A 26,954-nucleotide genomic window follows, 5' to 3' on the forward strand; every position below is an offset into this window, starting at 1 on the left:
AAACGGCAAGGCCCGGAGTCGGAAGACTCCGGGCCTTTTTGCGTCCGGCCCGCGCATGCCGGGGAAGCGTTCCCTGTCCGTTTTTGCTTCGTTGCATGAAGGAGCGTTGCAACGGGGCAGGAAACCAATGCGTATGTCGTTCCTGCGGATCGGCTATTCTATTGGTTATGCAATGTACTGTATGCCACTGCTCTGTATTGCATAAGGTTATTATGGTGATTGTTTATTCTGATATTATAATATACGACGTGGAAGCGGTATGTTTTTACGCATTGGTTTGAATTGTTCATAACCATAATAGTCGAATAGATATGTCCATTTCGCATTGTAAGGAGCACGCTGTGAAGACGTTCGAAAAAATCTCTGTGAAACTCTCAGCCTCATTCGCCTGCATCATTTTACTTGCCGTTGTGCTCGGAGTCATCTCGGTCATGAGCTTGGGTTCAATAAACGAGGACTCGACAATAATGGTGGAGAACTGGATCCCCTCCATAATCGACGTCAATAGGATCAATACCGCGACCTCGGATTTCCGGATCGCGGAACTGCAGCATACCCTGGCCCTCGATGCTGCGGGCATGAGGTCATTCGAAAAAATCATGGAACAGGAAAAGGCGAAGATCAAGGAAGCGTCGGAGGAGTATGCATCGCTCATCTCCAGTGAGAAAGAGCGGGCGCTGTTCAACGACTTCCGGACGGCCTGGTCGGAATACATGGCTGTGCACGAGAAATTTCTCGTCCTTTCCAGGGCCAACAAGAACGACGAGGCCCAGGCGCTCCTGCGCGGCAGGTCGGAAAAGGAGTTTGCCGAGGCCAGTGCCGACCTGGAAAAGCTCATTGCCGAGAACTTCAAGGGCGCCCGGGCGCAGAGCGCGCTGGGCGACGCCAATTTCAGGAGTGCCGAGGCCTGGATCATCTCGATCCTGGCGGGTGTGGTCGTGGTCAGCGTTCTGCTGAGCCTGCTCATCATTCGCAGCCTGCTCCGCCAACTGGGCGAGGAGCCCTCGCTGATCGCCTCCATCGCGCACCGCATCTCCGAAGGGGACCTGACCCTGAACCTTGCCCGGAGCAAGCCCGCCGTGGGCGCGTTCGCCGCCATGCAGCAGATGGTCGGGAAGCTCCAGGAGGTGGTTGCCAACGTCCGCGAGGCCGCTGACAACGTGGCCGCCGGCAGCGTCGAGATCAGTTCCACGGCCGAGGAGATGAGCCAGGGGGCCACGGAACAGGCCGCGGCCGCCGAGGAGGTCTCGGCGAGCATGACCCAGATGGTCGGCAGCATAGAGCAGAATACCCAGAGCGCCCGGCAGACGGAACGGATTGCCGCCCAGAGCGCGTCGGCCGCCACCGAGGGCGGCGAGGCCGTGTCCCAGACCGTGGCGGCCATGAAGGACATCGCCGAGCGGATCAACATCATCGAGGAGATCGCCCGGCAGACCAACCTCCTGGCTCTGAACGCGGCCATCGAGGCGGCCCGGGCCGGAGAGCACGGCAAGGGGTTCGCGGTGGTGGCCGCCGAGGTGCGCAAGCTGGCCGAGCGCAGCGGCACGGCCGCGGCCGAGATCAGCGCATTGTCCTCTTCCAGCGTGGCCGTGGCCGAGCGCGCCGGGACCATGCTGGCCGGTCTGGTGCCGGACATCAACAAGACCTCGGGGCTGGTGCGGGACATCGCCGTGGCCAGCGACGAGCAGAACAGCGGAGCCGCCCAGATCAGCGTGGCCGTCACCCAGCTCGACACGGTCATCCAGCAGAGCGCGTCCTCCACCGAGGAGATGGCCGCCTCCAGCGAAGAACTGGCCGCCCAGGCCCAGGAGTTGCAAGCCACCATGGCCTTTTTCAAGGTCACGGAGGCCGGTCCCGCGCGTCCGGCCCGCGTCGTGCCCAAGGCGGCCGTCCGGCGTCCCGCGCGGCCCCACGGCCCGGCTCCGAAGGCGTCCCGTCCGCAGGCGAGGCCCGAGCCCGTGGAACTGGATATGTCCGATGACTCGGGCCGGGAGTTCGAACGGTTTTAGCGGGGCGCACACTCCGTGCAGGCAGCCGCCCCCGGTCCGAGAGGACCGGGGGCGGCTTGCATTGTGTCCTTCCGGGGGGCGGAATGGGCCGGGAGCGCCGGTCCGCCTATGGCGTGATCTCAATGTCCAGGGTCGCCTCGATGAGCGGCTTGGCGCTGACCCCGCCGCAACTGCCCTTGCTGATCTGGTTGAGCAGGATGAGCACGCGGTAGGTCCCGGGCTCGGCAAAGGTCATGACCGTCTCGGGATAGCCGGGCCTGACCTTGGGCTTGGCGCCCTCGGGCCGGACCGGGAACTCCACGTTGACGGCCGTGTAGGCCCCGGCCGGGAGCGCGTATCCCTTGAGGTCGAAGACCGCTTTCACGGGCTGACCGGCCTTGAACGGCCCGGCCAGGTGGACCTCGCCGCCGGGCACGGCCGACCGGGTCTGGTCCGCGAGGGCGGGAGCGGACAGAAGCGCGGCCCAGACGATGATCAAGGCGGCGCAGGCCGCGGTCAGGGAGGGGAGGGAGTGTCGATTTCTCATGGCTTGATCATACGCCCGGTCCGGTATATTGCAAGGCATGGGTATCCATTGGGTATATACGCGGGAGGCGCGATGAAGAACCGGTCCGGCGAACAGCGGCACCATTGGGACATGCTCCTGGCCATGGAGCGGGAGGAGGACTACTTCCTCGAACGCTGGTCCGTGCGCATGGAGCAGGCGGGCTACCTGGAACACACCACGGCCAAGCGCGCCGACTGCCTCCAGGCGCTCGGCGACTTCCTCGCGCCCATGCGCATGCATCGGGACATGGGGCTGCCCAACCCGGATTTCCCTTGGTTGATCCGCGACGAAGGGGAGTGGGGCCGTCCGCAGATAGAGTCCGCCCGGCGGCACCGCATGCGCGGGATCACCGCCGACATGTATCTCGGCTGTTTCATAACCTTCATCCACAGCCTGGTGGACGTGATCGAAAGGATGGAGGGGTCGTTCGAGAGCAAGGTCCAGGCGCGCCGCCACGTCAGGCTCTACGGCGACGCCCTGGAGGTCCTGTTCGTGCGCGACTGGACGCGCATCCTGCCGGACCTGGCCGCCCAGCGGCTTGATGAGGCCAACCGGCTGCTGACCTTGGAGAAGTGCCGCTACGAGAACATCCTGGACGCCTCGTCCGATCTGATCCTTGTGGTCGGCGGCGACGGCCGGGTGATCCAGGCCAACCGGGCGGTTCTGGCCGTGCTGGACCGGGCGGACGTCATCGGCGCGTCGGTCTGGGACGTCCTGTCCGTGGAAGGGCAGTCCCTGGAGGACCTGCTCAAGTACTATCCGGTGGGCATGTCCTGCGAGTTGAGCCCCTTTGACGAGGCCGTGGTCTACCGCATGCAGATCAACTCCATCGGCAGCGTATCCATGGCCAGCGACGAATACATGATCATGCTGACCAACATCACGGCCCAGGCCGTGCAGCGCGAGACGCTGGAGCGGGTGGTCTCCGAGCGCACCGAGGCCCTGCGCCGCGAAAAAGAGCAGCTGGAGGAGATGAACATCACCCTGCGCAACGTGCTGCAATCCATCGACCGCGAGCGGGAGCAGCTCCTGGGCGAGGTCTCGGCCAAGGTCAACAACCTGGTCCTGCCCGCCCTGGAGCGGATCGAGAACGAGGACGACGCGGCCATCCGCCGGGGCTACCTGACCGTGGCCAAGGATCAGTTGGCGCGGCTGGCGCCCGGCAGCGGGGGCTCGGACCCGCTATTGCTCAAGCTGACCCACATGGAGACCCGCGTGGCCCAGTTCATCCAGGCCGGGCACCCCTCCAAGGAGATCGCCGAGTCCCTGAACATCTCGGTGGAGACGGTCCAGACCCACCGCAAGAACATCCGCCGCAAGCTCGGCCTGCACGGCAAGAGCGTCAGCCTGTACGCCCACCTCAAGACCCTGGGACTGACCGCCTGATCCGAGTATTAAATGGGTAGACTGACCTACCCATTCTATCCCCACTTTCCCGTCTGTCGCCCTCCGGCGAGATTATCATAGTGCTTAAGCATGAAATTGGTATGTTGTTCACTGGAGGGAAATCATGGCGGACCACGCACACACCCGTGACGGGGCCCGGGCCCTTCGGGATTTCTTCGCGTCCCGCGACGCGGCGGACCTGAAGCGCGCCTCGGCCGCCGTTTCCGATCACTTTCATTTGACCCTCGGCCGGGACATCGACTGGACCGGCGCGGAGTACGACTTCAACCGGCTCTTTGTCGGGCCCATGGCCGTTCCGGCCCCGCCGTTCGCCTCGGCCTACCAGACCGAACCGGCGCTCATGGGCGAGCCGACCCTGGCCGTGCGCGATGCCTACCGCGCTCTGGGGCTGATGGTCCCGGACCAGGGGCAGACCCCGGACGACCACCTGGCCTTCGAACTGGACCTGGCGGCGGCAATGCCGGACCCGGAAGAAGGAGCGGGCGGCGACGCCGTCACGGCCGAGGTCCGGGAGTGGCTCCTGGGTGAGCACCTGCCCGGCTGGGTCCCGGCCTTTGTCGAGGCCGTGAAGGCGCAGCCGGATGTGAGCGCGCCGGTGCGGATGGCCGTGGACGCGCTCGAAAACTGGCTTGAAGCCACCCGGCCCGCGGCAGGGGCCGGACAGGCATAGGCAAACTTTCAACGTGATCTGGAGGAGGATCATATGACAGCGAAAAAATGTACGTTCAGCAGACGGCGCTTTCTGCAAGGGGCCGCCGCCGCGGGCGCGGCGGCCATGTTGCCGTGCTCCTTGCTGGTGCCGGGCAAGGCCGAGGCGGCCGTGTTCAGCGAAGGCGACTACCAGACCTTCCGCAACGCCTGCCCCCGCAATTGCTACGACACCTGCAGCATCAAGACCTACGTCCGGGACGGGGTCGTCCGGTTCATCGAGGGCGCGCCCGAGTCCACCTTCACGGACGGCGGCCTGTGCGTGAAAGGGTACGCCTATACCCGGCGGCCCTACAGCCCGGACCGGGTCAAGTACCCCATGGTCCAGGACGGCCGCCGGTCCGGCAAGTGGCGGCGTGTTTCCTGGGACGAGGCCCTGGACATGATCGCCAAGAAGATGCTCAAGCTCAAGGAGGAGGACGGCAGCCTGCTCGGCCTGGGCATGACCAAGTATTCCGGAAACTTCGGCATCACCAACTACGGCGTGGAAGGGATGATGTCCTCGCTGGGCTACACCACCCGCTTCGTCGGCACCCCGTGTTGGCCCGCGGGCATCGACGCCCAGAACTACGACATGGGCAACATGTGGTGCAACGACCCCGAGGACATGGTCAAGGCCAAGTACGTCATCGTCTGGGGCGCGAACCCGGCCTGGTGCTCGGTCCACTCCATGAAATACATCATGGAAGCCAAGCGGCGCGGGGCCAAGGTCGTGGTCGTGGACCCGGTCTTCACCCAGACCGCGGCCAAGGGCGACGTCTACTGGCAGCCCAAGACCGCCTCGGACGGGGCGCTCGCCCTGGGCATGGCCCGGCACATCCTGGACAAGGGGCTGGTGGACGAGGACTTTGTCCGCAATTACGGCCTCGGGTTCGACGAATTCGCCGACTACCTGCGCAACAACGTGACGGTCGAGTGGGCCGCCGAGCAGTCCGGCATCCCGGTAAAGGACATCATGGAAGTGGCCGAGGAGTTCGCCACCGCCGACCCGGCGACCATCTGGATAGGCTACGGTATGCAGCGCCACACCAACGGCGGGGCGTCCGTGCGCTCCATCGACGCGCTGGTGGCCATGACCGGCAACGTGGGCAAGGAAGGAGGCGGCGCGCGCTACGGCCATCTCCAGACCTGGGGCTTCAACTACCACGCCCTGATCCAGAAGCAGCCCGAGGGGTCCAAGGGATTCGTGGGCGGCGCGGCCAAGGGCGAGTTCGACTTCACCAGCGGCTCGGGCGCGAGCTACACCGACCGCACGGTGAACATCAACAAGACCGCCCAGGCCATCCTGGACACCACGGACCCGGACATCCGCATGCTCTGGGTCTCCTGCAAGAACCCGTTCGCCCAGGACTTCGACCGGCCCAAGCTGGAAAAGGCCTTCGACAAGCTGGAGATGGTCGTCACCGTTGACCAGTTCTTCAACGAGACCGTGGCCAACTCCGACATCGTCCTGCCGGTGACCACCCTGTTCGAGGAGTGGACGGTCAACGTTTCGTATTGGCATTACTGGCTGTCGGTCAACGAGCAGGCCATCAAGCCCATGTTCGAGACCAAGTCGAACATCGAAATAGCGGCGGCCCTGTCCAAAAAGATGAACGAACTGGCCCCCGGCTCCTGCACCTTTCCCCAGGAAATCGATACCAAGGAATGGATGGAGAAGGAATTCAACCAGTCCATCTACGACATGTTCGCCATAAACGACTGGACCGACCTGCGCAACGGCCCGGCCAAGGCCCGGCTGAAGTCCTCTGCGGCGTGGAGCGATCACAAATTCGCCACCCCGTCGGGCAAGTACGAGTTCAAGTCCGAGCTGTGCGCGCAGAACGGCCACAAGGCGCTGCCCGAGTTCAAGGCCGGCCGCGAACGCTACGACAAGTTCCGCCTGCTCACCCCGCACACCAAGTTCGGGCTCCACTCCCAGTTCGTGAACCTGGACTGGATGCACGAGTACGACAAGGAGCCGTACATCTACATGCACCCCAAGGCCGCGGCCGAGAAGGGCATCGGCGACCTGGACATGGTCCGGGTCTTCAACAAGGTGGGCGAGCAGAAGGCCCGGGTCAAGCTGACCGACAACGTGGCCGAGGACTGCCTGCTCATGTACGAGGCGTGGTTCGGACGGGGCAACGCCTACAACGTCCAGAACCTGGTGGACGACGAATCCGCCGACATGGGCGCGTTCAAGGCCGGGGCTCCGGGCGTGGCCATCCACGACCAGTTCGCCAACGTCGAGCGGGCCTAGGAGGACAATGATGAAAAAGCAATACGCGTTTCTGGTCGATACCGAGCGGTGCATAGGCTGCTTCACCTGCGCCATGGCCTGCCGCAACTACTATCATCAGGTGGAGGGCGTGGTCTGGCGCCAGGTCTACCCGTTGAGCGAGGAGATCTATCCCCATCGCGAGCGGGCCTTCCTGTCGCTTGCCTGCAACCACTGCGAAAACCCGGCCTGCCTGAACGTCTGCCCGGTGGAGGCGTACACCAAGCGGGAGGAGGACGGCGTGGTCGTCCACCATCAGGAGAAGTGCATCGGCTGCGGCAACTGTATCCGCTCCTGCCCCTACGGCGCGCCCAAGTACAACCCGGTGGAGAAGCGGGCCGAGAAGTGCAGCCTGTGTCATGAACGGCTGGATGCGGGGCTCAACCCCGCCTGCGTGCAGGCCTGTCCCACGGACGCCCTGCAGCTCATCGACCTGGCCGAGTTCGAGCGGACCAACGAGGTCCAGTACCCGGCGGGCTATCCCCGGATGGAGGAGCTCAATCCGTCCACCCGGTTCGTCCTGCCCAAAACCCCGAAGATGGTCAGGAGGTAGGCATGCAGTCCATGGAACTCCCGCTTGTTGTATTCACCGTATTCTCCCAGGCGGCCATCGGCGTGACCGTGATGCGCGCGGTGCGCACCACGGCCGACGGGGCCGGCGCCGAAGACCACGGCGCCCGCCGCGAATGGGGGCTCATCGCCGGGCTCATGGTGTTCGGCATGCTCGGCTCCCTGTTCCACCTGGGGCACCCCCTGTCCGCGCCCACGGCGCTCAACCACCTGGGCACGGCCTGGCTTAGCCGCGAGGTCCTGTTCGCCGGGATGTTCACCGGCGTGACCGTGCTGGCCGTGCTCGTAGCCGGGATCACGGGCAAGCCCGCTCTGGCCTGGCTCGGCACCCTGCTCGGTCTGGGCGTCATCGTGTCCGCGGGCATGACCTATGCGCCCCCGGCCCTGCCCGCCCTGGACAACGGACTGCCGTTCGCCTTCTTCCTGACCTCGGCCGTGATCCTCGGTGCGGGGTTCGGCAGTTGGTTCGCGGGCGGCGGCCGCGCGCCGCTCATGGCCCGCATCTTCACCACGGCTCTGGTGGTCGGCCTGGTCCTGAACCTGGCCGCCCCGTGGATATGGCTGTCCGGCGGCACGGTCATGCGCATGACCGGCCAAGCCTGGCTCGGTTCGGCCTTCTACTGGGCGCACGTGCTCGTCCTGCTCGGCTGTCTGGGCGTGGTCTGGAAGACCAGGACCATCCCGGCCTGGCTGCCCGTGCTCGCCCTGATGGGCGAGCTGGCCGGACGCGCCGGATTCTTCGCCGACACGATCCACACCGCCGCCAACATGGGCGGCCTGTACTAGCCACCTCCATACCGGGCGGGACCCTCCCGTCCCGCCCGCCCCCCGTCCGGGCGAAGCCTCCTATTCCCCGGCATAAGAAAGCCCCGCAGCGAGACATCGCCGCGGGGCTTCGAATTGCTTGGTCGGAGGAGGAAATCAGGCCTGGATGTTGTAACGGTCCATCTTGGCGTACAGGGTGTTGCGCCCGATGCCGAGCGCCTTGGCCGTCTTGCTGATGTTGCCCTCATGGAAGTCCAGGGCTTCGCGGATGGCGTTGGCCTCGCGCTGCTTGAGCAGGAACCCCTTGTCGCGGGAGTGGCTCGCCGCGCCCACGATTTGGCCGCTGGTCCGCTCCAGGAGATAGTGGGGCAGGTGCTCCGGCAGGAGCAGGTCACCGGACAGGTTGTTGGCCGCGTATTCCAGGCAGTTGATCAGCTCGCGGACGTTGCCGGGCCATTCGTGGGCCTTGAGCAGGTCCCTGGTCTCCGCGTCGATCTCCGGGCAGTCGATGCCGAACGAGGTGCACAGCCGCTTGAGGTGGTATTCGGCCAGCAGGGAGACGTCGTTGCCGCGCTCCCGAAGCGGCGGGATGGCGATGGTCACCACGTTCAGGCGGTAGTAGAGGTCCTCGCGGAAGCGCCCCTGGTCCACCAGCTCGCGCAGGTTCTTGTTGGTGGCCGCCAGGATCTTCACGTCCACGGGCAGGGGGCTGGTGCCGCCCACCGGGACCACGGCCCGCTCCTCCAGCGCCCGGAGCAGGTTGACCTGCTGGGACATGGGCATCTCGGAGATCTCGTCCAGGAAGAGGACACCCTTGTCCGCCTTCTGGAATTTGCCCACCCGGCCGCGCTTGACCGCGCCGGTGAAGGCCCCCTCGCGGTAGCCGAACAACTCGCTCTGGACCAGTTCCTCGGAGAACGCGCCGCAGTTCACGGCCACGAACGGGGATTTGGCCCTGGGACCGGCCTGGTGGATGCCGCGGGCGAAGAGTTCCTTGCCGGTGCCGGACTCGCCGGTCAGCAGGATGGTGGACGGGGTCCGGGCGGCGTTGGCCGCCTGGCGGATGACCTTGCGCATGGCCTGGCTCGCGTGCAGCACGTGCTCGAATCCCTTGACCTCTTCCTGTTCGGGCTGTTTGCGGGCCGAGGGCCGCGAGCCTGCCGCGAACCGGCGGGAGCGCTGGGTCTCGCTGACCGTGACGATGGTGTCGAGCCACGCGCCGCTGGCGCTGAAGGTCGGCATGACCCGGATGTACAGGTTCGGGTTGATCAGGCACTTGACGATGACCGGCTCGCACAGGGAGGCGTTCTTGGCCTGGGCCAGGTAGGGGCCCATGTCGAAGAGTTCCTCGGCCTTGCGCCCGCGCAGCGCCCCGCCGGATTTGCTGAGCAGCATCTCGGCGGTATTGTTGGCGCTGGTGATCCGGCCCGACTTGTTCAGGAACAGCACGCCGGTCATGACCGAGTTGAACATGGAGGAGAACAGGGAGGCCATCTGGCCTTCCAGCTCGGAACAATAGAGGCGGCTCAGGTTTTGCTCCAGGGCGCGCGCGGCGTGCAGGACCACGTCCATGGCCCCCGAGTGATCGGAATAGGTGGGCCCGGAGATGTCGAAGCAGCCCCAGACATTGCCGCGCGGGTCCAGGATGGGCGCCGCGGTGCAGTTCCAGCTATGGTGGGACTCGCAGTAGTGTTCCGAGGCGAAGACCTGCATGGGGCGGCCCGTGGCCAGGGCAGTGCCGATGGCGTTGGTGCCCACGCAGGATTCCGCCCAGTTGGCGCCCGGGCCGAAGTTCAGACGATCCGCCTCGTGCAGGACGTCCAGGTCGCCGCAGGTGCGGGCCACGCGGGCGTCGGCGTTGGCGATGGAGATCAGCAGGCCCTTGCCCTTGATGACCTCGTAGGCCGTTGATTCGATCTCGCCGCAGATCTTTTCCAGGGTTGTGGTAAACTGTTCCAACTGGTTCATGGGCAGGAAATCCCAGCAACTGCGTGGGGCCGGGTCCACGGCCATGTCCTTGCAACGCTGCCAGGAGGCAAGCAGGGCCGGGTCCACGTTTTTGGTCTTCAGCCGCTTACCCTCGACGAATTGCTTCCAGCTCGAATAGTTGACTTTGACGTCCCGCTGTTCGCGGACGCGCGATATGGGGAGCGCCGCGTGCCCATCAGGCTGCGGATCCCGTCGTATTTCAAATCCATTTCCATCTCTGAGGAGCAAGTGCATGCCTTACCTCCGTACTGACACCAGAAATCATTTTATGACCGCATGGTTTTTGTCCTCCAAGGGTAGAAAACTGTCAAGTGTTCCATTTTCGAACGCGTCACAGGTAACGAACACTCGAATAATTATTTGATATCAGTGTGATGGGGAGTGTCGGGCAGTTTGCAGGAGAATGGTTGCCAGTTGTTCGTGCACCGAACACTTGGCCCGTATATATAGTATAATGTCGAGTTATCTTATTGAAATAACATGACTATAACGCTTGGCACCCCCGTTGCAATCCCCTCCTGAACGTACGCAAAAAAAACCAGGAGGACTTGGTTATGGCTCATGATGTGATTATGCCCAAGTGGGGCCTGACCATGAAGGAAGGTAAGGTCGCACGCTGGCTCAAGGGCGAAGGGGATCCGGTCGAAGCCGGCGAACCCTTGTTCGAAGTCGAGACCGACAAGATCACCAACTCGGTCGAGGCGCCCGCCAGCGGCGTCCTGGCCAAAATCATCGTCCCCGAGGGGGACATGGCTCCGATTCAGGCCGTTCTGGCCATCATTGCCGCACCGGGCGAGGCCGTCGAGACGTCGGCTTCCGCAGGCGCGGCCCAACCCGCGGCCGAACCCGCCGCCGAGGGAGCCCCTGCCGCCGCCCAGGCTCCGGCCGCCGCTCCCGCCGGGGACGGCAAGTTCGTCCCGGCCATGCCTGCCGCGCGCAAGCTGGCCAAGGAACTGGGCGTGGACCTGTCCACGGTGACCGGCACCGGCAAGGACGGCAAGATCACCGCCAAGGACGTCCAGGCCGCGGCCGACTCCGCCTTTGCCGGGATCAACGCCAGCCCCAAGGCCATCGAGTTCGCCCGCAAGCAGGGCGTGGACCTCAGCCAGGTCACGGGCACGGGCGAAGACGGCAAGATCACCAAGGCGGACATCCTGCGGGCCATGAATCCGTCCGCGGCCCAGCCCGCCGCCGGGCCCCAGGCCGCCAAGGACACCATCGTGCCCATGGACGGCGTGCGTAAGCTCATCGCGGACAATATGCAGGCCAGCTTGCAGAATGCCGCTCAGTTGACGGTGTTCGTGGAACTGGACGTGACGGAGATGGTCAATCTGCGCAAGCAGCTGCTTGAGCGCAACAAGCGCGACAAGGAGTACCGCCTGTCTTACAACGACATCATCTCCTACGCCGTGTGCCGCGCCCTCAAGCGGCATCCGATCATGAACTCCACCCTGCAGGACGACGGCATCCATCTGCACCCGCACGTCAACCTCGGCATCGCCGTGTCCATCGACAACGGGCTTATCGTGCCCAACGTCAAGGAAGCCGACACCTACGGCCTGGAAGAACTCAGGACCCAGGTGCGGGACGTGGCCGGACGGGCGCGCAAAGGCGGCCTGAACATGGACGAGATCTCCGGCGGCACCTTCACCATCAGCAATGTGAGCATGCTCGGCATGGACGGCTTCACGCCGATCATCAATCCGCCGGAAACCGGCATCCTGGGCGTCGGCCGGGTCATCGAGAAGCCTGCCGTGCACAACGGCGAGATCGCCGTCCGTCAGATGATGACCCTGTCCCTGACCTTCAACCACATGACCACGGACGGTGCTCCGGCCATGGCCTTCCTGCGCGAGTTGGGAGACATGCTGGAGAATCCCGGCATGATGATCGTCTAGGGGGCACCCATGGCACTGAAACGGTTTGCTATAGAACTCGGCTACGCCGCAGACCTGCACGGAGAGGACATGACCAAGGCCGCCGTGCGGGCGGTCCGCGACGCCGTGTCCCGCATATGCCTGTGCGGCATCGTGGAGATTTGCGGCCGTGATCAATTCCAGGGGGTGCACGTCCATGCGGACGTGGCCGTCCCGAACCCGGAAGGCGTGGACCGCGATGCGGTGCTCGCCTGCATTCCCATCGGGGAGAAGACGCTGACCCTGACCTCCGGCGGCATGAGCGTGCCGGGGATCGAGGTCCCCTGCTTCGCTCCGGGCGTGAGCAACATCGTCGTGGCCTGCGCCGCCCTGACCGTCTCCATCGAGACGGACCTGGGCGAAGGGTCGGGCGGATCGGACAAACAGGCCTGCGGATGCGCCGCCAAGGCCAAATAACCTACAGGAGAGAAAGCAATGGCTCTCAGCAAGAAGACATTGATTCACATGTATGAAACCATGAACAAGATCCGCTTGTTCGAGCAGAAACTGCAGGAGTTCTTCGCCGCGGGCGAGATTCCGGGCTTCGTACACCTCTACCTCGGTGAGGAAGCCGTAGCCACCGGCGCCTGCTCGGTGCTGACCGACGCCGACACCATCACCTCTACCCACCGCGGCCACGGCCACCTGCTGGCCAAGGGCGGCGACCTGAAGCTGATGATGGCCGAGATCTTCGGCCGTTCCACCGGCTACTGCAAGGGCAAGGGCGGCTCCATGCACATCGCGGACTTCGACCTCGGCATCCTCGGCGCCAACGGCATCGTGGGCGGCGGCGGTCCCCTGGCCGTGGGCGCGGCCCTGGCCACGAAGTACAAGAAGGCCAAGGACGTAACCGTCTGCTTCTTCGGCGACGGCGCCTCCAACCAGGGCACCACCCAGGAGGCCCTGAACGCGGCCTCCGCCTGGAAGCTGCCCCTGGTCTTCGTCAACGAGAACAACGGCTACGGCATCTCCTGCCCGCAGTGCAAGTCCATGGCCGTGGTCGACATCGCCGACCGCGCCGCCGCCTATGACATGCCCGGCGTGGTGGTCGACGGCAACGACGTGCTGGCCGTGTACGAGGCCGTCACCGAGGCCGTCAAGCGCGCCCGCAAGGGCGAGGGCCCCTCGCTCATCGAATGCAAGACCTACCGCTGGCGCGGCCACTTCGAGGGCGACGCCTGCACCTATCGCTGCGTTGAGGAGCTGGAAGAGTGGATGGCCAAGGATCCGATCCCCCGCTTCGAGGCCAAGCTGCTTGAAAGCAAGACCTTGACCCAGGCGGAAGTGGACAAGATCAAGGCAAGCATTGCCAAGGACGTGGACGAGGCCGTGGCGTTCGCCAAGGAAAGCCCGATGCCTTCGACCAGCGCGCTCATGGACGACGTATACGCCTAAGCGGCGGTTCACCTTTCACGAATCCATATAAATCCAACGGAGAGTACAATGTCCGAAAAAACATATCTTCAGGCGCTCAATGAAGCATTGAAGCTCGAAATGGAGCGGGATGAGAACGTCTTCATTCTCGGCGAGGACGTGGGGCAGTTCGGTGGTTGTTTCGGCGTGACCCAGGGGCTGTTCGATCAGTTCGGCGAGTCGCGGGTCATGGACACCCCCATCACCGAGAGCACCATCGTCGGCGCTGCCGCCGGCGCCGCCGCCGCCGGGCTGCGGCCCGTGGCCGAACTCATGTTCGTGGACTTCATCGGCGTGGCCATGGACCAGTTGTTCAACCAGGCCGCCAAGATGCGCTTCATGTTCGGCGGCAAGGCCACCGTGCCCATGACCCTGCGCATGCCTCAGGGCGCGGGCATCGGCGCCGCCGCCCAGCACTCCCAGTCCCTGGAGTCCTGGTTCATGAACATCCCCGGCCTCAAGGTGGTCATCCCTTCCACCCCCTATGACGCCAAGGGATTGCTGATCAGCGCCATCCGCGACGAGAACCCGGTGGTCTTCCTGGAGCACAAGCTGCTCTACGGCGTGTCCGGCGAGGTCCCGGACGAGAGCTACACCATCGAGATCGGCAAGGGCGAGGTCAAGCGCGAGGGCACGGACGTGACCATCGTGGCCACCTCCCAGATGGTCTACGCCGCCCTGGAAGCGGCCGAACGCCTCAAGGCCGACGGCATCGACGCCGAGGTCGTGGACCCGCGCTGCCTCCAGCCGCTGGACAAGGACATCATCCTGGATTCCGTCAAGAAGACCCACGCCCTGGTCGTGGCCCACGAGGCCGTGCAGTTCGCCGGTCCCGGCGCCGAGATCGCGGCCATGGTCGCCGAAGAGGCGCTTGATTACCTGGATGCGCCCGTGAGGCGGGTCGGCGCGCCGTTCTGCCCGGTGCCGTTCTCCCCGCCGCTGGAGCAGTTCTACATCCCCAACGCGGACAACATCGTCGAAGCCGTCAAGAGTCTTCGCTAATCCCACACCCTGGCGGGAGGGCGGCTTAGGCCGTCCTCCCGCCGCATTTCATGAGGGCGCCCCATTGAGCATCGCAGCCATACTGGCCAATCCCGCCTCCGGAAAGGACATCCGCCGCCTGGTGGCCCACGGGTCCGTTTTCGACAACCAGGAAAAAGTGCGCATGGTCCGACGGCTCATTCTCGGCCTGGAGAAGGCCGGCGTGACCAAAATCCTGTACATGCCGGACGGCTACGCCATCGTGCCCAGGGCGCTGAACGCCATTTCCCCTTCCATCCCCGTGGAGCCGGTGGAAATGCCCATCCGCAACAACCAGACCGACACCACCACAGCGGCGGGCATCATGGAGACCCTCGGCGCACAGTGCCTCGTCATCCTCGGCGGCGACGGCACCAGCCGGGCGGCCTGCAAAGGTTCGACAGCCGTACCTCTTCTACCGCTCTCCACGGGGACCAACAACGTCTTCCCGATCATGGGGGAGGCCACCGTGGCCGGGCTGGCCGCAGGGCTCGTGGCCAGCGGCCGCCTGCCCCGGGAAGCCTGCTGCTACCGGTCCTGCATGTTCGACATCCTGATCGACAACAAGGTCGTGGATATGGCATTGGTGGACGCGGCCGTGTACGACGACGTCTTTCTCGGCTCCAAGGCCGTGTGGCACATGGAGAAGGTCCCCCAACTGTTCATGACCCGGTGCAGCGCCAGCGCCATCGGGCTGTCGGCCATCGGCGGGCAGTTGCGCTCCATCCGCCCGGAGGAGCCGCTCGGCCTGGCCATCAGGCTGGGCGAGGGCGCGCCCGTGGTCGTCTCGGCGGCCATCGCGCCGGGCATGTTCGCCGACGTGCCCATCTGCGGCATCTCGGAGATGTGCCCAGGAGAAATTTTCAACATCGAGACGAGCCCCGGTCTCATCGCCCTGGACGGCGAACGCGAGGTGGAGATCCCGACCGGGTCCCACGCCTCCATCCGCCTGAACATCGACGGGCCTATGGTCATCGACGTGGACAAGACCATGGCGCTGGCCAGGACCGAGGGGTTGTTTCGCCAACCGTCTTAAAAGAGAGGAACAGTCATGAGCGACGTACTGAAGGCCGCGTTCATCTTCGTGGCACCGAACGCCGATCCGGCGCGCAACCGCAACTGGGTCAAGACCGAGGCTGTGGAACTGCTGGCCGTGGCCGTGAAGGACTATGATCAGGCCGAGGCCCTGGCCAAGGATCTGGTTGAAAAGGACGGCATCAAGGCTATCGAGTTGTGCGGCGGGTTCGGCGCGGCCGGAACGGCGCGTATCGCCGCGGCCGTGGACGTCCCGGTGGGCGTGGTCCGTTTCGACGTCCACCCTGGCCTGGGCAACGTCAGCGGCGATACCCTGTTCGGCTAGCCGAAAAAAAAGGGGAGCCCTCCGCGCCGAAGGCGCAAACAGGGGATGGAAGGGTGCAAACCCTTCCCCGCCGACCAATCCGCAGGACAGCGGATTTGGACGCCGGTCTTTACGGCGCCCCGAAGGGGTGAGCCCCAGGACGGGGCGAATCAAGGCGAAATCACCCGGCAATCGCCGCGAAGCGGCCTTCTGATTTGATTTCTCCCCGGCTGAGGATCTAGCCTAGCTCCCGGCGAGCACGTGCTGCTTGGTCACGAAGCAGGTGAACGTGCCGCTGAAGACCACGTCCTCTCCGCAGGAGACCTCCACCTTGACCAGGTGCTTGCGCTCCTGCGGGGTCTCATCCTGCGCCCTGGCCACAAGCACGTCGCCCACGCGGGACGGCTTGAGGAAGCGGGTCTCGGCCGCGCCCAGGACCACGTTGGGGTGGTTCACGGAGAGCATGGCCGCATAGTCGGCCAGCCCGAAGATGAAGCCGCCGTGCACCAGGCCGCTGGCGTCGGCGGCCATATTGGCCGTGCACGCCAGGCGCACGGTGCTGGTTCCTTCCGCTACCTCGACCGGTTCTCCGCACAGGGTCCGGTCGATGCTTTCATGGGTCTTGATTTCCATACATGCCTCAAGGGGTGAGCGAGCCGTTCGTCCGCCGTTGGGCCGACGGCGGTACATCGGGACCCGGGGAGTACGCGTTGACCCCGGGTCCCGACACAATGCGCCGGCCGGTTAATCGAAGAGGTCTTCCAGTTCCTCGAAGACGTAATGCATCTGCATGATCTTCGGCGAGCCGCCCATGGCGGTGGCCAGCAGGGCAGCCTGCATGATTTCTTCCTTGGAGGCGCCGAGGCTGGCCGCGGACTGGATATGCAGGGAGATGCACATGTCGCACTGGGACATCAGCGAACAGGCGACGTGGATCAGTTCCTGCGTCTTGTGGTCGATGGGACCAACCTGGCTGATTTCCTTGGTGAAGGCAAGGTAATTGGGGAAGACGTTGCCAGCGCGCTGGGTCATCTTGGCCAAGGTCATTGAAGCTTTTTCAGCTGCATCCATGAGAGTTTCTCCTGGGTTTTAAAGTTGAGATGCAGGGATACAGCAAGGAGCATGCCCTAGTGGTCTTTACCATGAAAATCAGGCAATTAATCTTGAAATTGGATTGGGGAGATGGGGAAATGGGGTCGGAGCCTGTCCCGGAGGTGAACATTGATCGGATTTCGAACAAGTCTTCCGGGACAGGTGGAGGTGTCAGAACAGGCAGTCCAGGAGCACGGGCAGGGTGACGCCGTGCAGGTATTCGTCCAGGGGAACGCCGGCCAGCCTGCGTTCGATCTCGCCGCGCTCGTGGCGGCAGCCGGTCAGCCGTTCCTCCAGGGCGTCCACGTCGCGCACGCCGAAGTAGTCGCCGAACAGCCTTGCCGTGAGGATGCGGCCCTTCTTGACGTACAGGTTCACGTCCAGGAGGCCGCCCTCGGTGCGGGTGCGTTTGGAGAAATTGTAGGCCGGGGAGGAGCCGAAGTTCCAGTCCCAGGTGCGGTAGCGCTTTTCGGCCATCCCCTCGATGGTTTCGCTCTCCGCATCGGTCAGGGCCATGTCGTCGGGGGAGGCCCCGCCGGACACGAAGTCCATGAGTGCCTTGATGAAGTCCGTGACTTCCATGGGGGCGGGCAGGTGGCTCGAAATGTTGGTCACCCGCGAGCGCACGCTCTTGACCGCCTTGTCGCGGTACTTTTCCGGGTCCACGCGCAGGGCTCCGGACAGGTCGGTCATGTCCGAGGCGAAGAGCAGGGTGCCGTGGTGCAGGATGCGGCCCGCGTGGAAGTGCTGGGCGTTGCCCGAGAACTTCTTGCCCTCGATGAGCAGGTCGTTGCGTCCGCTGAAGACGCACTCCACGCCCATGGAGCGCAGGGCCTGCTGGATGGGCACGGTGAACCGCTCGAAGTCCAGTCCTTCCGAGGGGGTGCCGTTGTTGATGAAGGTGAAGTTGATGTTCCCGAGGTCGTGGAACACGGCCCCGCCGCCGCTCAGCCTGCGGACCACCGGGATGCCGCGCTCCCGGGTGAAGGCCTCGTCGATCTCGGCCAGGGTGTTCTGATTCCGCCCGACGATGACCGCGGGGCGGTTGCGCCAGAGCATGAATATCTCGTCATCGGCCCCTGTCAGCAGCCATTCCTCGGCGGCCAGGTTGAACGCCGGGTCCGTGGATGGATTGTAGATGTATCGCATGGGTGCTCCTTTCCGCGAGTGATGCAAAAGCCGGGCCTCGGGGCCAAGTGCCGCCTATACCCGCCGCCGGGCCGTCCGGCAAGGGGGTGCCGCGCGGGTGGCCTTGGCCCGGCGAAGCGGGTATGACCTTTGCACCGTGTGCGGGAAAGGAGGGATCACGTGAGCGATTGTATCGATATCGACCTGGTGGCCAATGCGGGCGTCCTGGTCCGGGGCGGGGGCCTGGGGCTGCTCGTGGACGGCATGCACGACCAGGACGGGCACCCGTTCAGCCGGGTCGGGGCGGACGACATGGCCCGCATGGGCCGAGGCGAGGGCCTCTTCGCGCGGCTCGACTACCTGCTCTTCACCCACGAGCACCCGGACCACTTCACCCCGGACCTGGTCATCGAGCACCTGGAGCGCAGGCCGGTCAAGGGGGTGTTCCTGCCCGCCCCGGCCAAGGACCCGGAGGGCCGCGACCGGCTCGTCCGCGCCCTCGAGGAGCGGGGTGTTCCGCACTGGACCATGGGGCCCGAGCCGGGGCATACGCGCACGGTTTCGCCCGAGCCCGGCCTGGCGGTCACGGCCATCGGCACGCGCCACATGGGCAAGCAGTTCCGGGACGTGCGCAACGACTGCCTGCTCGTCTCGCTTGCGGGCATGCACCTGCTCTTCACCGGCGACGCGGACCATGTCCCGGAATATTACGAGGAAGCCCTGCGGGGCGTGGATCTGGACGCCGTCTTCGTCAACCCGATCTTCTACCACAACCCCACCGGCCAGGCGATCATCGACGACGTCTTCCGTCCGCTGGAGGTGGTCATCTACCACATGCCCGCTCCGGGCAAGGACCCCTTCCACCTGGCCTTCACGGTCAAGCGCGCACTGGAGCGCTACGCCCGCCCGGACATGCCCGTCCACGTGCTCGACGCGGCCGCCCCCCACGTGAACATCTGCCCGGCCGTGCTCTAGGGCCGGGCAATGCGCCGGGCCGCATTGCGGTCGCGGGCGAATGCGGCTACTGATGGTGGGAGCGCCCCCGCGCTGCAAGGCCATGACAATGAGCACACCCACCCCGCCCCGCCCCCCGGACACCCGGCTGTCCGAGCGCCTCAAGAAGAGGCTCTTTCTCTACGCCTCCGGGGCGCTCTTGGTGCTCACGCTGGGCGTGGGGTTGTCCGTGGTGGCGACCCTGTTCGACCAACTGAAGCAGGCCGAGGAGGCCGGGCTCGCGCACATCGCCGAGACGCGCGGCCTGGCCGTGGGCGAGTGGTACCGCCGGGCGCTCGACCTCGCCCGCCAGGTGACCAGCCGGACCCGTATCCGCGAGGAGCTGGCCGCTTACAACGCCGGGGAACGTTCGCTGGAAGACCTGGCCGCGTTCACCCGACCCAAGCTCGCGGACGCCATGAACCTGTCCGACGAAGTGATCGGCCTGACCCGCCTGGACGCTACGGGCCGCCCGGTGACCTCGGTGGGCACGCCGGTCCCGGCCGCGCCGGCAAAGGGTCTCGCCGGGCCGACCGACGCGGTGCGCTTTTCGTCCCCGGCGGTCGTGGACCGCGTCCCCTGCCTGGTCATCGCCGCGCCCATCCTGTCCCGGTCCGGGAAGCGGGTGGGCACCGACCTGGTGGTCATGGACATCTCCCGGCTGCTTGAGATCATCGAGCAGGGCCGGAACATCCGGGGCGCGGGCACCGTGGGGCTGGGATACGCCACCGAGCAGGGCGTGGCCCTGTTCCCGGACGGTCCGAACGGCCCGCCCGTGCCAACCCCCAGCCAGATCAAGGCGTTGCGCCGGGCCCTGCATGGGGGGACCGGCATCCTCCCGTCCGGCGACGAGGTCACTGCCTACACCCCGGTCAGCGGCTCGGGTTGGGGGTTGTCCGTGTCCGTCAACGAGCGGGAGTTGTACAACCCCCTGCGGCTGCGGCTCATCCAACTGGCCCTGTATTCCCTGCTCATCTACGCGGTCTGCCTCATCGGGCTGTGGCGTCTGCTGCGCCCCCTGACCGGGCGGCTGCTGCTGCACGCCTCGGAGCTGGAGTCCGAGGTGGACGCCAAGACCGCCACCCTGCAATCCGAGCTGGACGCCCGGCTCAAGGCCGAGCACGCCCTGCACCGGGCCCACCAGGAGCTGGAGGACCGTGTACGCGAGCGCACCCGCGAGCTGGCCCAGGCCAACGAGGAATTGCGCGAGATCCACACCCGGCTGGAAGGTGAGCACGAGCAGCGCAAGGTCCTGTCCCGCGACCTGATCAATCTTCTGGAGGAGGACCGCAGGGAGGTGGCCCGCGAGCTGCACGACCACACCGGGCAGTTGCTGACCACCCTGCGCCTGGACCTCCAGGCCGCCCTGGAATCCCTGGCCTCTGCCGACGGATGCTGCAAGAGCCAGCTCGAAAGCGCGGCGGACAAGATCACGCTGGTCCAGCGGGACATCAAGTCCATCTCCAAGGGGCTGCGGCCCGACACCCTGGAATACCTCGGCCTGGCCCAGGCCATCGAGGCCCTGCTCGACGAGTATCGGGCGGCCACCAGCCTGGACATCCATTTCTTCCACAAAGGCGTGCCCAGGCGCTTTGACAGCCAAAAGGAACTGGCCCTATACAGGATCACCCAGGAGGCCTTGACCAACACGGTCAAGTACGCCGGGGCGAGCCGGGTGCACATCAGCCTGATCAATCGCGACGGGCGGCTGGGACTGACCATCGAGGACGACGGCCGGGGCTTCGATCAGGCCGCCGTGGCCGAGGCCGCGAGCGCGTCGAGCAGCCTGGGCCTGACCCTGATGAAGGAGCGCATGGTCCAGCTCGAAGGAACCTTTCACATCGAATCCGAGCCGGGCCGGGGCACCCAGGTCCTGGCCGAGCTGTCCATCGGGGAGGAACACGATGCCTAAGACAACCCTGCTTATCGTCGACGACCATCAGGTGGTCATCGCGGGCATCCGCAGCCTGCTCGCCCCGAAGACGGACATCGAGATCGTGGGGGAGGCCGCCAACGGGGCCGAGGCGGTCCGGCTGTCCGGCGAGCTTAAGCCCGACATCGTCATCATGGACATCTCCATGCCGGAGATGGACGGGGTGGAGGCCACCGGGCGCATCCGCGAGGTCTCGCCCGAAACGAAGATCATCATCTACACCATGCACTCGGACCAGCGGTTCATCCTGGAGCTGTTCAAGGCGGGCATCTCGGGCCACGTGCTCAAGGAGGGCCCGCCCGCGGACCTGTGCGCAGCGGTGGAGGCGGTCATGGCCGGGAAGACCTGCTTCACGACCATCGACCCGGCCGCGCTCCTGCGTCAGCTCTCCCCGGAGCGGCCGGACAAGGAGGCCCTGTTCGAGCACCTGAGCCCGCGCGAGCTGGAGGTCTTTAAGCTCCTGGCCGACGGCCTGTCGATCAAGGAGGCGGCGGCCCAATTGCATATCAGCCCCAAGACCGTGGAGACCCACAAATACAACCTCATGGAAAAGCTTGAGGTCGGGACCATCCCGGACCTGACCAAGCTGGCCATCCGGCACGGGCTCATCTCCGTCTGACGCGCCGTTGCCGCCTTTTTTGGGGAAATTCCCCACCCCGCCCACGGGGTCGCTCCCGGCCTCGTTCAGGGGGCGACTCCCAACCTGCTGTTTTCGTGAAATAATCAACTGATCCGTTCTCCGTCGGCTCGCGAAAAAGGAACCGTCAAATCAGAAGGTTCCCGATTGTCGCGGTCACGATTTCGTCGCATTCTCCGGGTAAACGCGCGCCAGCGCATTCGGAGGTGTTATGGACAGAAGGAAATTTCTCAAGCTCGCCTGTGCCGGGGTGCCCGCCCTGGGCGCGCTCTCGGCCACAACGGTCCGCGCCGGGGGCGGCCATCCCCGGTACGCCATGGTCATCGACCTGCGGCGGTGCGTGGGCTGCCACTCCTGCTCGGTCTCCTGTTCGGTGGAGAACCGGGTCCCGGTGGGCAAGTTCCGGGCCACGGTGGGCGAGTTCGTCATCGAGGACAAAGGCGCTGCCCCGACCGTGGCCCCGCTGCCCCGGCTGTGCAACCACTGCGAGGAACCGGCCTGCGTGCCGGTCTGCCCGGTGCACGCCACCTACAAGGATGAAAGCGGCCTGGTCCTGGTGGACAGCGACAAGTGCCTGGCCTGCGGCTTCTGCGTCCAGGCCTGCCCCTACGACGCCCGGTACATCAACCCGGTCACGCACACCACGGACAAGTGCACGTTCTGCGTCCACCGGCTCCAGGCCGGGCTGCTGCCCGCCTGCGTGGAGAACTGCGTGGGCGGGGCGCGCATCTTCGGCGACATGAACGATCCGGAGAGCCTGGTCGCCCGGACCTTGGCGGCGCACAAGCACGACGTCAGCGTCCTGGCCCCGGAGCAGGGCACCAAGCCCAACGTCTATTACATCAACCTGAACGCCTTCCTGGACAGCCCGGCCAACGTGGGCCTGCCCATGGCCGAAGGCGCGATGGCGGCGGGAGGTGAACATGCCTAAGGTCATCGAACTGGTCAACGTGCCCCCGGCCCTCACCTGGGAGATCCTGGAACCGCTCGCGCTCACCCTGCTCACTGCCGCGGCCTGCGCCATCCTGCTGGCGGGTTGCCTGACCGTGTCCGGCCAGGGCAGGCGGACGCGCGGCGGGCTGTTCATCACCGGCATCGCCGCGTCCATCACCGGCCTGGGTGCGTTGACGCTCTCCCTGGGCAACCCATTTCATTTATATATGTTCATGGTCTCGCCGTCCTTCAGCTCCTGGACGACCATCGGCACCTTCCTGCTCCCGGTTTTCCTCGGCCTGTCCATGCTGGCCCTGTATCTGGACAGCGACGGCGACGGCCGTGCCCGGCCCGTTGCCGGACTGGCGGCCCTCTTCGCCCTGGGTGTGCTGACCTATGCCTCGCGCGAGATCGGCTACCTCCAGGGGCGGGTCATGTGGCATTCCGCGGCGCTGCCCCTGGGCTTCGTCCTGGCCGGACTGTCCGGCGGGACCGGGCTGGCTGCACTGCTCAGCGGGCTCAAACGCCGGGCCATGCCCGCCTGGCTTCTGCTGCTCATGAGCGCGGCCTCCCTGCTCTGCGCCGGGGCGGGCTTTCTGCTCACCCCGCCCGAGGGCTACGCCCTGGCCATGCCGCAGGCCTGGACCATGCTCTCCCTGATCGGCGGGGCCGGGGGCGTCCTCGGCCTGATCGCCCTGAAGGCGCGTGGGCTGGCCCCGCTGGCCGGACTCGTCGCCTACGGCGGGGGGCTTGGCTTCTATGTCCGACTTATTTTTCTCGGCCAGTCCATCCCCCGCAATTCCTATACCGCCGTGGACGCACAGGCCGTGGCTCACCTCGTCTCGGCCCATTCCCTGCTGATCCTGGCCGGGAGCCTGGTCTTCCTGATCGGCATCGGCATGGTCCTGGGCGGTCTTTTCAGCAACACCGGCATGGCAGGGAAGGAGCACTCTCATGGATAGGAACAGACGCAAACTGGTCAAGAACGGCCTGGTTGCCGCCGGACTGGGCGTGCTCGGCGCGGGCACGATTCTCAAGGGAGCCCGCGCCGAGGCGGCCCCGAAAGCCATGGCCGAGGACCCGAAAAAGGTCTCGCCCGAGTCCCTGATCCCGGAATACCGGCGCGCCCCGGACGGCGGCGTCGAGCTCGGCGAGGGCCAGCACATCGCCTTCAACCAGTGCTGGGGCTGCACCACCTTCTGCGGCGTGCGCCTGCACATCGACAACGCCACCGGCGACGTGGTCCGGGTGTCGGGCAACCCGTACAACCCGCTGTCCCACGAGAAACATTTTCCCATGTCCATGCCGGTCAAGGAGGCGCTCGACCGTTTGTCCTCGGACAAGGACCAGGGGTATGCCCAGCGTTCCACGGTCTGCGGCCGCGGGGCGGCCATGTTCGAGGCGGCGGACAGCCCGTTTCGCATCAAGCACTGCCTGAAGCGCACCGGCAGGCGCGGCGAGAACAAGTGGACGCGCATCTCTTTCGAGCAACTGGTGGAAGAGGTGGTCGAGGGCGGCGATCTGTTCGGCGAAGGCGAGGTGGAAGGGTTGCGGGCCATCCGCGACCTCAAGGTACCGGCCAACCCCGGCCGCCCGGAATTCGGCCCCAAGAGCAACCAGCTCCTGCTGACCTACGCCGTGGACGACGGGCGCAGCGATTTCTTCTTCCGCCGGTTCGGCATGAAGTCCTTCGGGACCAAGAACTTCGGCAAGCACGGGGCGTACTGCGGCCTGTCCTTCCGCATAGGCTCGGGCATGTTCATGGACGATCTGGCCAAGAATGCGCACATCAAACCGGACTGGGCCAATTGTGAATTCGCCCTGTTCTGGGGCACCGCGCCGTCCCAGGCGGGCAACCCGTTCAACCGCTCGGCGCGCATCCTGGCCTCGGCCCGGACCGACGGCGACCTGCACTACGCGGTCATCGACCCTGTCCTGCGCATGCCCGCGTCCGACGCGGCCAAAAAGCGCGCCAACTGGGTGCCCATCAACCCCGGCATGGATTCGGCCCTGGCCATGGGCATGATCCGCTGGATCATCGAGAACGAACGCTACGACAGGAACTTCCTGGTCCGGCCCAACACGGCGGCCGCCAAAAAAGCGGGCGAGATCAGCATCAGCAACGCCACCTACCTGGTGGCCCGGTCGGGCCAGGGCAAGGGCCGCTTCCTGCGCGCCGCCCAACTCGGCCTGGGCGGCGGCGAAGCCTTCGTGGTCGTGGACACGGCAACGGGCAGGCCCGCATCCGCCGACGCCAGCGACGAGGGCGTGCTGGAGTTTGCCGGCGAGATCAAACTGGCCTCGGGCGAGACCGTGGAGGCGACCACCGCCTTCCAGCTCCTCAAGGACCAGGCCATGGCCGTGGAGCTGGACGAGATGGCCGGGCAGTGCGGCGTGCCGGTCGAGCGGATGATTGAACTGGCCCACGAGTTCACGGCCCACGGCAAGAAGGCCGCGGTGGACGTGCACGGCGGCATGATGTCCACCTCCGGCACCAATGCGACCTTCACCATCCTGACCCTGAACACCCTGATCGGCAACATCAACGCCAAGGGCGGCATCTCGGCCACGGCGGGCAGCTACCACGGCCCGGCCATGGCTGGTCCCCGGTACGACCTGAACAAGTTCCCCGGCCTGGTCAAGGCCAAGGGATTCCCGGCCGTCCGCTGCCGTGCGCCGTACCAGAAGTCCACGGAATTCAAACAGAAAAAGGCCGCCGGCAAGAACCCGTACCCGTCGCAGTATCCGTGGTACCCGTTGACCCCGCCGAACATGCCCGCCGAGCACCTGCTCAGCCACGTGAACGGCCATCCGTTCCGCTACAAGTGCTGGATCAACTGGACCGGCAACGTCATCTACGGCCATGGCGGCCTCCAGCGGGCGGTGGACGAGTCCCTGCGGGACCCGAAGAGCCTGCCGCTGATCATCGGCATCGATACCTTCCACAACGAGACCAATGCCTACGCCGACTACCTGGTGCCCGACCCGTGCATGTTCGAAGGATGGGGCGGGTTCTCGGGCGCGTGGTCCGGGGTGCTGACCAAGCTGTCCACGGCCCGCTGGCCCGCCGTGGAGCCCAAGCAGGACAAGACCGCGGACGGGCACCCGGTGTGCATGGAGCAGTTCCTCATCGAGGTGGCCAGGCGCATGGACCTGCCCGGCTTCGGCGACCGGGCCATCCCGGCCATGGACGGCACGGTCGCCCCCCTGAACGTGCCCGAGGACTACTACCTGCGGTTGGCTGCCAATATCGCCTTCTTCAAGGACCAGATCCTGCCCGCCCCGAGCGAGGAGGACATCAAGCTGTCAGGCATCGGCCGCATCCTGCCCGACATCGAGCGCACCCTGAAGCCCGACGAACGCGGCCCTGTGGCCGCCATTTATAGCCGGGGAGGGCGGTTCGCCCCGTATTCCAAGAGCTACGACGGCCGGTGGCTGGGCGGGCAGTGGAAGAAGACATTGCAGATCTACAACGAGCAGGTGGGCACCGCGATCAACTCCCAGACCGGCGAGACGTTCCTCGGCGTGGCCGCGTTCGTTCCGCCCAGGCTGACCGACGGCCGCGAACTGCGCGCGGTCTGGACCAAGGACGACTATCCCTTTGTCATGACCTCGTTCAAGTCCAACCTGATCAACTCCTACGCCGTGGTCCTGGACCGGCTGCGGGCCATCAAGCCGCTGAACATGGTCATGGTCAACGATAAGGATGCGGCCGGGCTCGGCCTGGCCCACGGCGACGAGGTTGAGATCGTAAGCCCTGCGGCCTCGGCCCGGGCCCGCGTGGTGGTCGGCGATGTGGTCGCCCCCGGCGTGATCGCCGTGGAGCACGGCTTCGGTCACAGGGCCCTCGGGGCCTCGGACGTCGAAGTGGACGGGTTGGTCATCCGCGCCAACCCCGGTGCGGCCAACGGCTTCAGCCTCAACGACCTGGTCCCCGCCGACCCCACCCGACGGGGCGCCTCCACCCTCCAGGAACACGAAACCGGCGCGGCCGCCCGCCAGGGCATCCCCGTGCGCATCACCAAAATACGCTGACACCTCCTCACCATACCGGACAAACTCCCTAACCCGCAGGCCCCCGTGGAAACCCCGTTTCCGCAGGGGCCTGCCCCTTTGCGTCGGGCGGGGCGAACGGGCTCGCTTCGGTCCGGTCCGGCGTCCGCCCGAGACGGGATTACGTCCATCGTATTCCGGTTTCGAATTCCGATTCGTAACATATTCAGTCAAATTTAATTCGTTTTGTAACTTGCCGTATGCGCAAAGGGACGGCCGTCCGTTGCGGAGCCCATGAGTGG

The 26,954-nt window shown here is 65.6% G+C and carries 23 protein-coding genes; 18 read left to right on the plus strand and 5 right to left on the minus strand.

Annotated features, from left to right (window positions below):
* Positions 1 to 311 precede the first annotated feature (311 nt).
* Entirely contained in the window at positions 312 to 2,009 is a 1,698-nt protein-coding gene (locus tag V8V93_RS07075; RefSeq protein ID WP_338669663.1) for a methyl-accepting chemotaxis protein, read from the plus strand.
* Between the two features lie 106 nt (positions 2,010 to 2,115).
* Here the strand turns inward: V8V93_RS07075 and V8V93_RS07080 are convergent, their stop codons facing one another.
* Positions 2,116 to 2,535, minus strand: coding sequence for a hypothetical protein (locus V8V93_RS07080; protein ID WP_338669664.1), 420 nt, complete (start codon positions 2,533 to 2,535; stop codon positions 2,116 to 2,118).
* Positions 2,536 to 2,607: 72 nt separating this feature from the next.
* On the opposite strand from V8V93_RS07080, the gene V8V93_RS07085 reads away from it, so the two are divergent.
* The 5 genes from V8V93_RS07085 to V8V93_RS07105 all read left to right on the plus strand — a co-directional run bounded on the left by V8V93_RS07085 (position 2,608) and on the right by V8V93_RS07105 (position 8,287).
* Positions 2,608 to 3,942, plus strand: coding sequence for a LuxR C-terminal-related transcriptional regulator (locus V8V93_RS07085; protein ID WP_338669665.1), 1,335 nt, complete (start codon positions 2,608 to 2,610; stop codon positions 3,940 to 3,942).
* A 124-nt stretch (positions 3,943 to 4,066) separates the two neighbouring features.
* Entirely contained in the window at positions 4,067 to 4,633 is a 567-nt protein-coding gene (locus V8V93_RS07090; RefSeq protein ID WP_338669666.1) for a TorD/DmsD family molecular chaperone, read from the plus strand.
* 33 nt (positions 4,634 to 4,666) lie between these two features.
* Positions 4,667 to 6,913: a molybdopterin-dependent oxidoreductase gene (locus tag V8V93_RS07095; protein WP_338669667.1), complete on the plus strand. Its 2,247-nt coding sequence runs from the start codon at positions 4,667 to 4,669 to the stop codon at positions 6,911 to 6,913.
* Between the two features lie 10 nt (positions 6,914 to 6,923).
* Entirely contained in the window at positions 6,924 to 7,484 is a 561-nt protein-coding gene (locus V8V93_RS07100) for a 4Fe-4S dicluster domain-containing protein (RefSeq protein WP_338670166.1), read from the plus strand.
* Positions 7,485 to 7,486: 2 nt separating this feature from the next.
* Positions 7,487 to 8,287 carry a dimethyl sulfoxide reductase anchor subunit family protein gene (locus tag V8V93_RS07105; RefSeq protein ID WP_338669668.1) on the plus strand — a complete coding sequence of 267 codons (801 nt, stop codon included), beginning with the start codon at positions 7,487 to 7,489 and terminating at the stop codon, positions 8,285 to 8,287.
* 135 nt (positions 8,288 to 8,422) lie between these two features.
* Here the strand turns inward: V8V93_RS07105 and V8V93_RS07110 are convergent, their stop codons facing one another.
* A complete protein-coding gene (locus V8V93_RS07110) occupies positions 8,423 to 10,489 on the minus strand; it encodes a sigma-54-dependent Fis family transcriptional regulator (RefSeq protein ID WP_338669669.1) in 2,067 nt (688 codons plus the stop codon).
* A gap of 320 nt (positions 10,490 to 10,809) precedes the next feature.
* On the opposite strand from V8V93_RS07110, the gene V8V93_RS07115 reads away from it, so the two are divergent.
* From V8V93_RS07115 to V8V93_RS07140, 6 genes are all read left to right on the plus strand, one after another.
* The gene (locus tag V8V93_RS07115; protein WP_338669670.1) at positions 10,810 to 12,153 is read left to right on the plus strand and encodes a dihydrolipoamide acetyltransferase family protein; all 1,344 of its coding nucleotides are present in this window, start codon (positions 10,810 to 10,812) and stop codon (positions 12,151 to 12,153) included.
* 9 nt (positions 12,154 to 12,162) lie between these two features.
* A complete protein-coding gene (locus V8V93_RS07120) occupies positions 12,163 to 12,588 on the plus strand; it encodes a Lin0512 family protein (protein WP_338669671.1) in 426 nt (141 codons plus the stop codon).
* Positions 12,589 to 12,606: 18 nt separating this feature from the next.
* On the plus strand, positions 12,607 to 13,566 hold the full coding sequence (locus tag V8V93_RS07125) for a thiamine pyrophosphate-dependent dehydrogenase E1 component subunit alpha (protein WP_338669672.1): 960 nt from the start codon (positions 12,607 to 12,609) through the stop codon (positions 13,564 to 13,566).
* A 48-nt stretch (positions 13,567 to 13,614) separates the two neighbouring features.
* Positions 13,615 to 14,586, plus strand: a complete 972-nt coding sequence (locus V8V93_RS07130; RefSeq protein ID WP_338669673.1) for an alpha-ketoacid dehydrogenase subunit beta — start codon at positions 13,615 to 13,617, stop codon at positions 14,584 to 14,586.
* Between the two features lie 64 nt (positions 14,587 to 14,650).
* A complete protein-coding gene (locus V8V93_RS07135) occupies positions 14,651 to 15,640 on the plus strand; it encodes an NAD(+)/NADH kinase (RefSeq protein ID WP_338669674.1) in 990 nt (329 codons plus the stop codon).
* Positions 15,641 to 15,655: 15 nt separating this feature from the next.
* The gene (locus tag V8V93_RS07140) at positions 15,656 to 15,964 is read left to right on the plus strand and encodes a DUF6506 family protein (protein ID WP_338669675.1); all 309 of its coding nucleotides are present in this window, start codon (positions 15,656 to 15,658) and stop codon (positions 15,962 to 15,964) included.
* 222 nt (positions 15,965 to 16,186) lie between these two features.
* Here the strand turns inward: V8V93_RS07140 and V8V93_RS07145 are convergent, their stop codons facing one another.
* The 3 genes from V8V93_RS07145 to V8V93_RS07155 form a co-directional block, all read right to left on the minus strand.
* Positions 16,187 to 16,576 carry a PaaI family thioesterase gene (locus tag V8V93_RS07145; protein WP_338669676.1) on the minus strand — a complete coding sequence of 130 codons (390 nt, stop codon included), beginning with the start codon at positions 16,574 to 16,576 and terminating at the stop codon, positions 16,187 to 16,189.
* Between the two features lie 111 nt (positions 16,577 to 16,687).
* The gene (locus V8V93_RS07150; RefSeq protein WP_338669677.1) at positions 16,688 to 17,014 is read right to left on the minus strand and encodes a carboxymuconolactone decarboxylase family protein; all 327 of its coding nucleotides are present in this window, start codon (positions 17,012 to 17,014) and stop codon (positions 16,688 to 16,690) included.
* Between the two features lie 192 nt (positions 17,015 to 17,206).
* Entirely contained in the window at positions 17,207 to 18,184 is a 978-nt protein-coding gene (locus tag V8V93_RS07155; RefSeq protein ID WP_338669678.1) for a lipoate--protein ligase, read from the minus strand.
* Between the two features lie 159 nt (positions 18,185 to 18,343).
* Between V8V93_RS07155 and V8V93_RS07160 the strand changes: the two genes are divergently transcribed.
* The 6 genes from V8V93_RS07160 (at position 18,344) to V8V93_RS07185 (ending at position 26,694) form a co-directional block, all read left to right on the plus strand.
* Complete coding sequence (locus tag V8V93_RS07160; protein ID WP_338669679.1) at positions 18,344 to 19,138, plus strand: MBL fold metallo-hydrolase; 795 nt, start codon at positions 18,344 to 18,346, stop codon at positions 19,136 to 19,138.
* Between the two features lie 88 nt (positions 19,139 to 19,226).
* A complete protein-coding gene (locus V8V93_RS07165; RefSeq protein ID WP_338669680.1) occupies positions 19,227 to 21,068 on the plus strand; it encodes an ATP-binding protein in 1,842 nt (613 codons plus the stop codon).
* Entirely contained in the window at positions 21,061 to 21,708 is a 648-nt protein-coding gene (locus V8V93_RS07170; RefSeq protein ID WP_338669681.1) for a response regulator transcription factor, read from the plus strand. Before V8V93_RS07165 ends, V8V93_RS07170 begins: the two co-directional genes overlap by 8 nt.
* A gap of 229 nt (positions 21,709 to 21,937) precedes the next feature.
* Positions 21,938 to 22,657, plus strand: a complete 720-nt coding sequence (locus V8V93_RS07175; RefSeq protein WP_338669682.1) for a 4Fe-4S dicluster domain-containing protein — start codon at positions 21,938 to 21,940, stop codon at positions 22,655 to 22,657.
* Positions 22,650 to 23,621 carry an NrfD/PsrC family molybdoenzyme membrane anchor subunit gene (gene nrfD, locus V8V93_RS07180; RefSeq protein ID WP_338669683.1) on the plus strand — a complete coding sequence of 324 codons (972 nt, stop codon included), beginning with the start codon at positions 22,650 to 22,652 and terminating at the stop codon, positions 23,619 to 23,621. The genes V8V93_RS07175 and nrfD overlap by 8 nt, the downstream gene beginning before the upstream one ends.
* Positions 23,614 to 26,694: a molybdopterin dinucleotide binding domain-containing protein gene (locus V8V93_RS07185; protein ID WP_338669684.1), complete on the plus strand. Its 3,081-nt coding sequence runs from the start codon at positions 23,614 to 23,616 to the stop codon at positions 26,692 to 26,694. Before nrfD ends, V8V93_RS07185 begins: the two co-directional genes overlap by 8 nt.
* Positions 26,695 to 26,954 lie beyond the last annotated feature (260 nt).

It is taken from the genome of Pseudodesulfovibrio sp. 5S69 (assembly GCF_037094465.1).
GTDB classification, from domain to species: Bacteria; Desulfobacterota; Desulfovibrionia; order Desulfovibrionales; family Desulfovibrionaceae; genus Pseudodesulfovibrio; species Pseudodesulfovibrio methanolicus.

What these genes read in the sequence shown, in the direction of transcription:
- V8V93_RS07175 (WP_338669682.1), top strand. Translation starts at nt 21,938, where the DNA reads ATGGACAGAAGGAAATTTCTCAAGCTCGCCTGTGCCGGGGTGCCCGCC.
- V8V93_RS07105 (WP_338669668.1), top strand. Translation starts at nt 7,487, where the DNA reads ATGCAGTCCATGGAACTCCCGCTTGTTGTATTCACCGTATTCTCCCAG.
- V8V93_RS07090 (WP_338669666.1), top strand. Translation starts at nt 4,067, where the DNA reads ATGGCGGACCACGCACACACCCGTGACGGGGCCCGGGCCCTTCGGGAT.
- V8V93_RS07080 (WP_338669664.1), bottom strand. Translation starts at nt 2,535, where the DNA reads ATGAGAAATCGACACTCCCTCCCCTCCCTGACCGCGGCCTGCGCCGCC.
- V8V93_RS07095 (WP_338669667.1), top strand. Translation starts at nt 4,667, where the DNA reads ATGACAGCGAAAAAATGTACGTTCAGCAGACGGCGCTTTCTGCAAGGG.
- V8V93_RS07100 (WP_338670166.1), top strand. Translation starts at nt 6,924, where the DNA reads ATGAAAAAGCAATACGCGTTTCTGGTCGATACCGAGCGGTGCATAGGC.
- V8V93_RS07185 (WP_338669684.1), top strand. Translation starts at nt 23,614, where the DNA reads ATGGATAGGAACAGACGCAAACTGGTCAAGAACGGCCTGGTTGCCGCC.
- V8V93_RS07115 (WP_338669670.1), top strand. Translation starts at nt 10,810, where the DNA reads ATGGCTCATGATGTGATTATGCCCAAGTGGGGCCTGACCATGAAGGAA.
- V8V93_RS07085 (WP_338669665.1), top strand. Translation starts at nt 2,608, where the DNA reads ATGAAGAACCGGTCCGGCGAACAGCGGCACCATTGGGACATGCTCCTG.
- V8V93_RS07120 (WP_338669671.1), top strand. Translation starts at nt 12,163, where the DNA reads ATGGCACTGAAACGGTTTGCTATAGAACTCGGCTACGCCGCAGACCTG.
- V8V93_RS07170 (WP_338669681.1), top strand. Translation starts at nt 21,061, where the DNA reads ATGCCTAAGACAACCCTGCTTATCGTCGACGACCATCAGGTGGTCATC.
- V8V93_RS07125 (WP_338669672.1), top strand. Translation starts at nt 12,607, where the DNA reads ATGGCTCTCAGCAAGAAGACATTGATTCACATGTATGAAACCATGAAC.
- V8V93_RS07140 (WP_338669675.1), top strand. Translation starts at nt 15,656, where the DNA reads ATGAGCGACGTACTGAAGGCCGCGTTCATCTTCGTGGCACCGAACGCC.
- V8V93_RS07110 (WP_338669669.1), bottom strand. Translation starts at nt 10,489, where the DNA reads ATGCACTTGCTCCTCAGAGATGGAAATGGATTTGAAATACGACGGGAT.
- V8V93_RS07145 (WP_338669676.1), bottom strand. Translation starts at nt 16,576, where the DNA reads ATGGAAATCAAGACCCATGAAAGCATCGACCGGACCCTGTGCGGAGAA.
- V8V93_RS07075 (WP_338669663.1), top strand. Translation starts at nt 312, where the DNA reads ATGTCCATTTCGCATTGTAAGGAGCACGCTGTGAAGACGTTCGAAAAA.
- V8V93_RS07130 (WP_338669673.1), top strand. Translation starts at nt 13,615, where the DNA reads ATGTCCGAAAAAACATATCTTCAGGCGCTCAATGAAGCATTGAAGCTC.
- V8V93_RS07165 (WP_338669680.1), top strand. Translation starts at nt 19,227, where the DNA reads ATGAGCACACCCACCCCGCCCCGCCCCCCGGACACCCGGCTGTCCGAG.
- nrfD (WP_338669683.1), top strand. Translation starts at nt 22,650, where the DNA reads ATGCCTAAGGTCATCGAACTGGTCAACGTGCCCCCGGCCCTCACCTGG.
- V8V93_RS07155 (WP_338669678.1), bottom strand. Translation starts at nt 18,184, where the DNA reads ATGCGATACATCTACAATCCATCCACGGACCCGGCGTTCAACCTGGCC.
- V8V93_RS07150 (WP_338669677.1), bottom strand. Translation starts at nt 17,014, where the DNA reads ATGGATGCAGCTGAAAAAGCTTCAATGACCTTGGCCAAGATGACCCAG.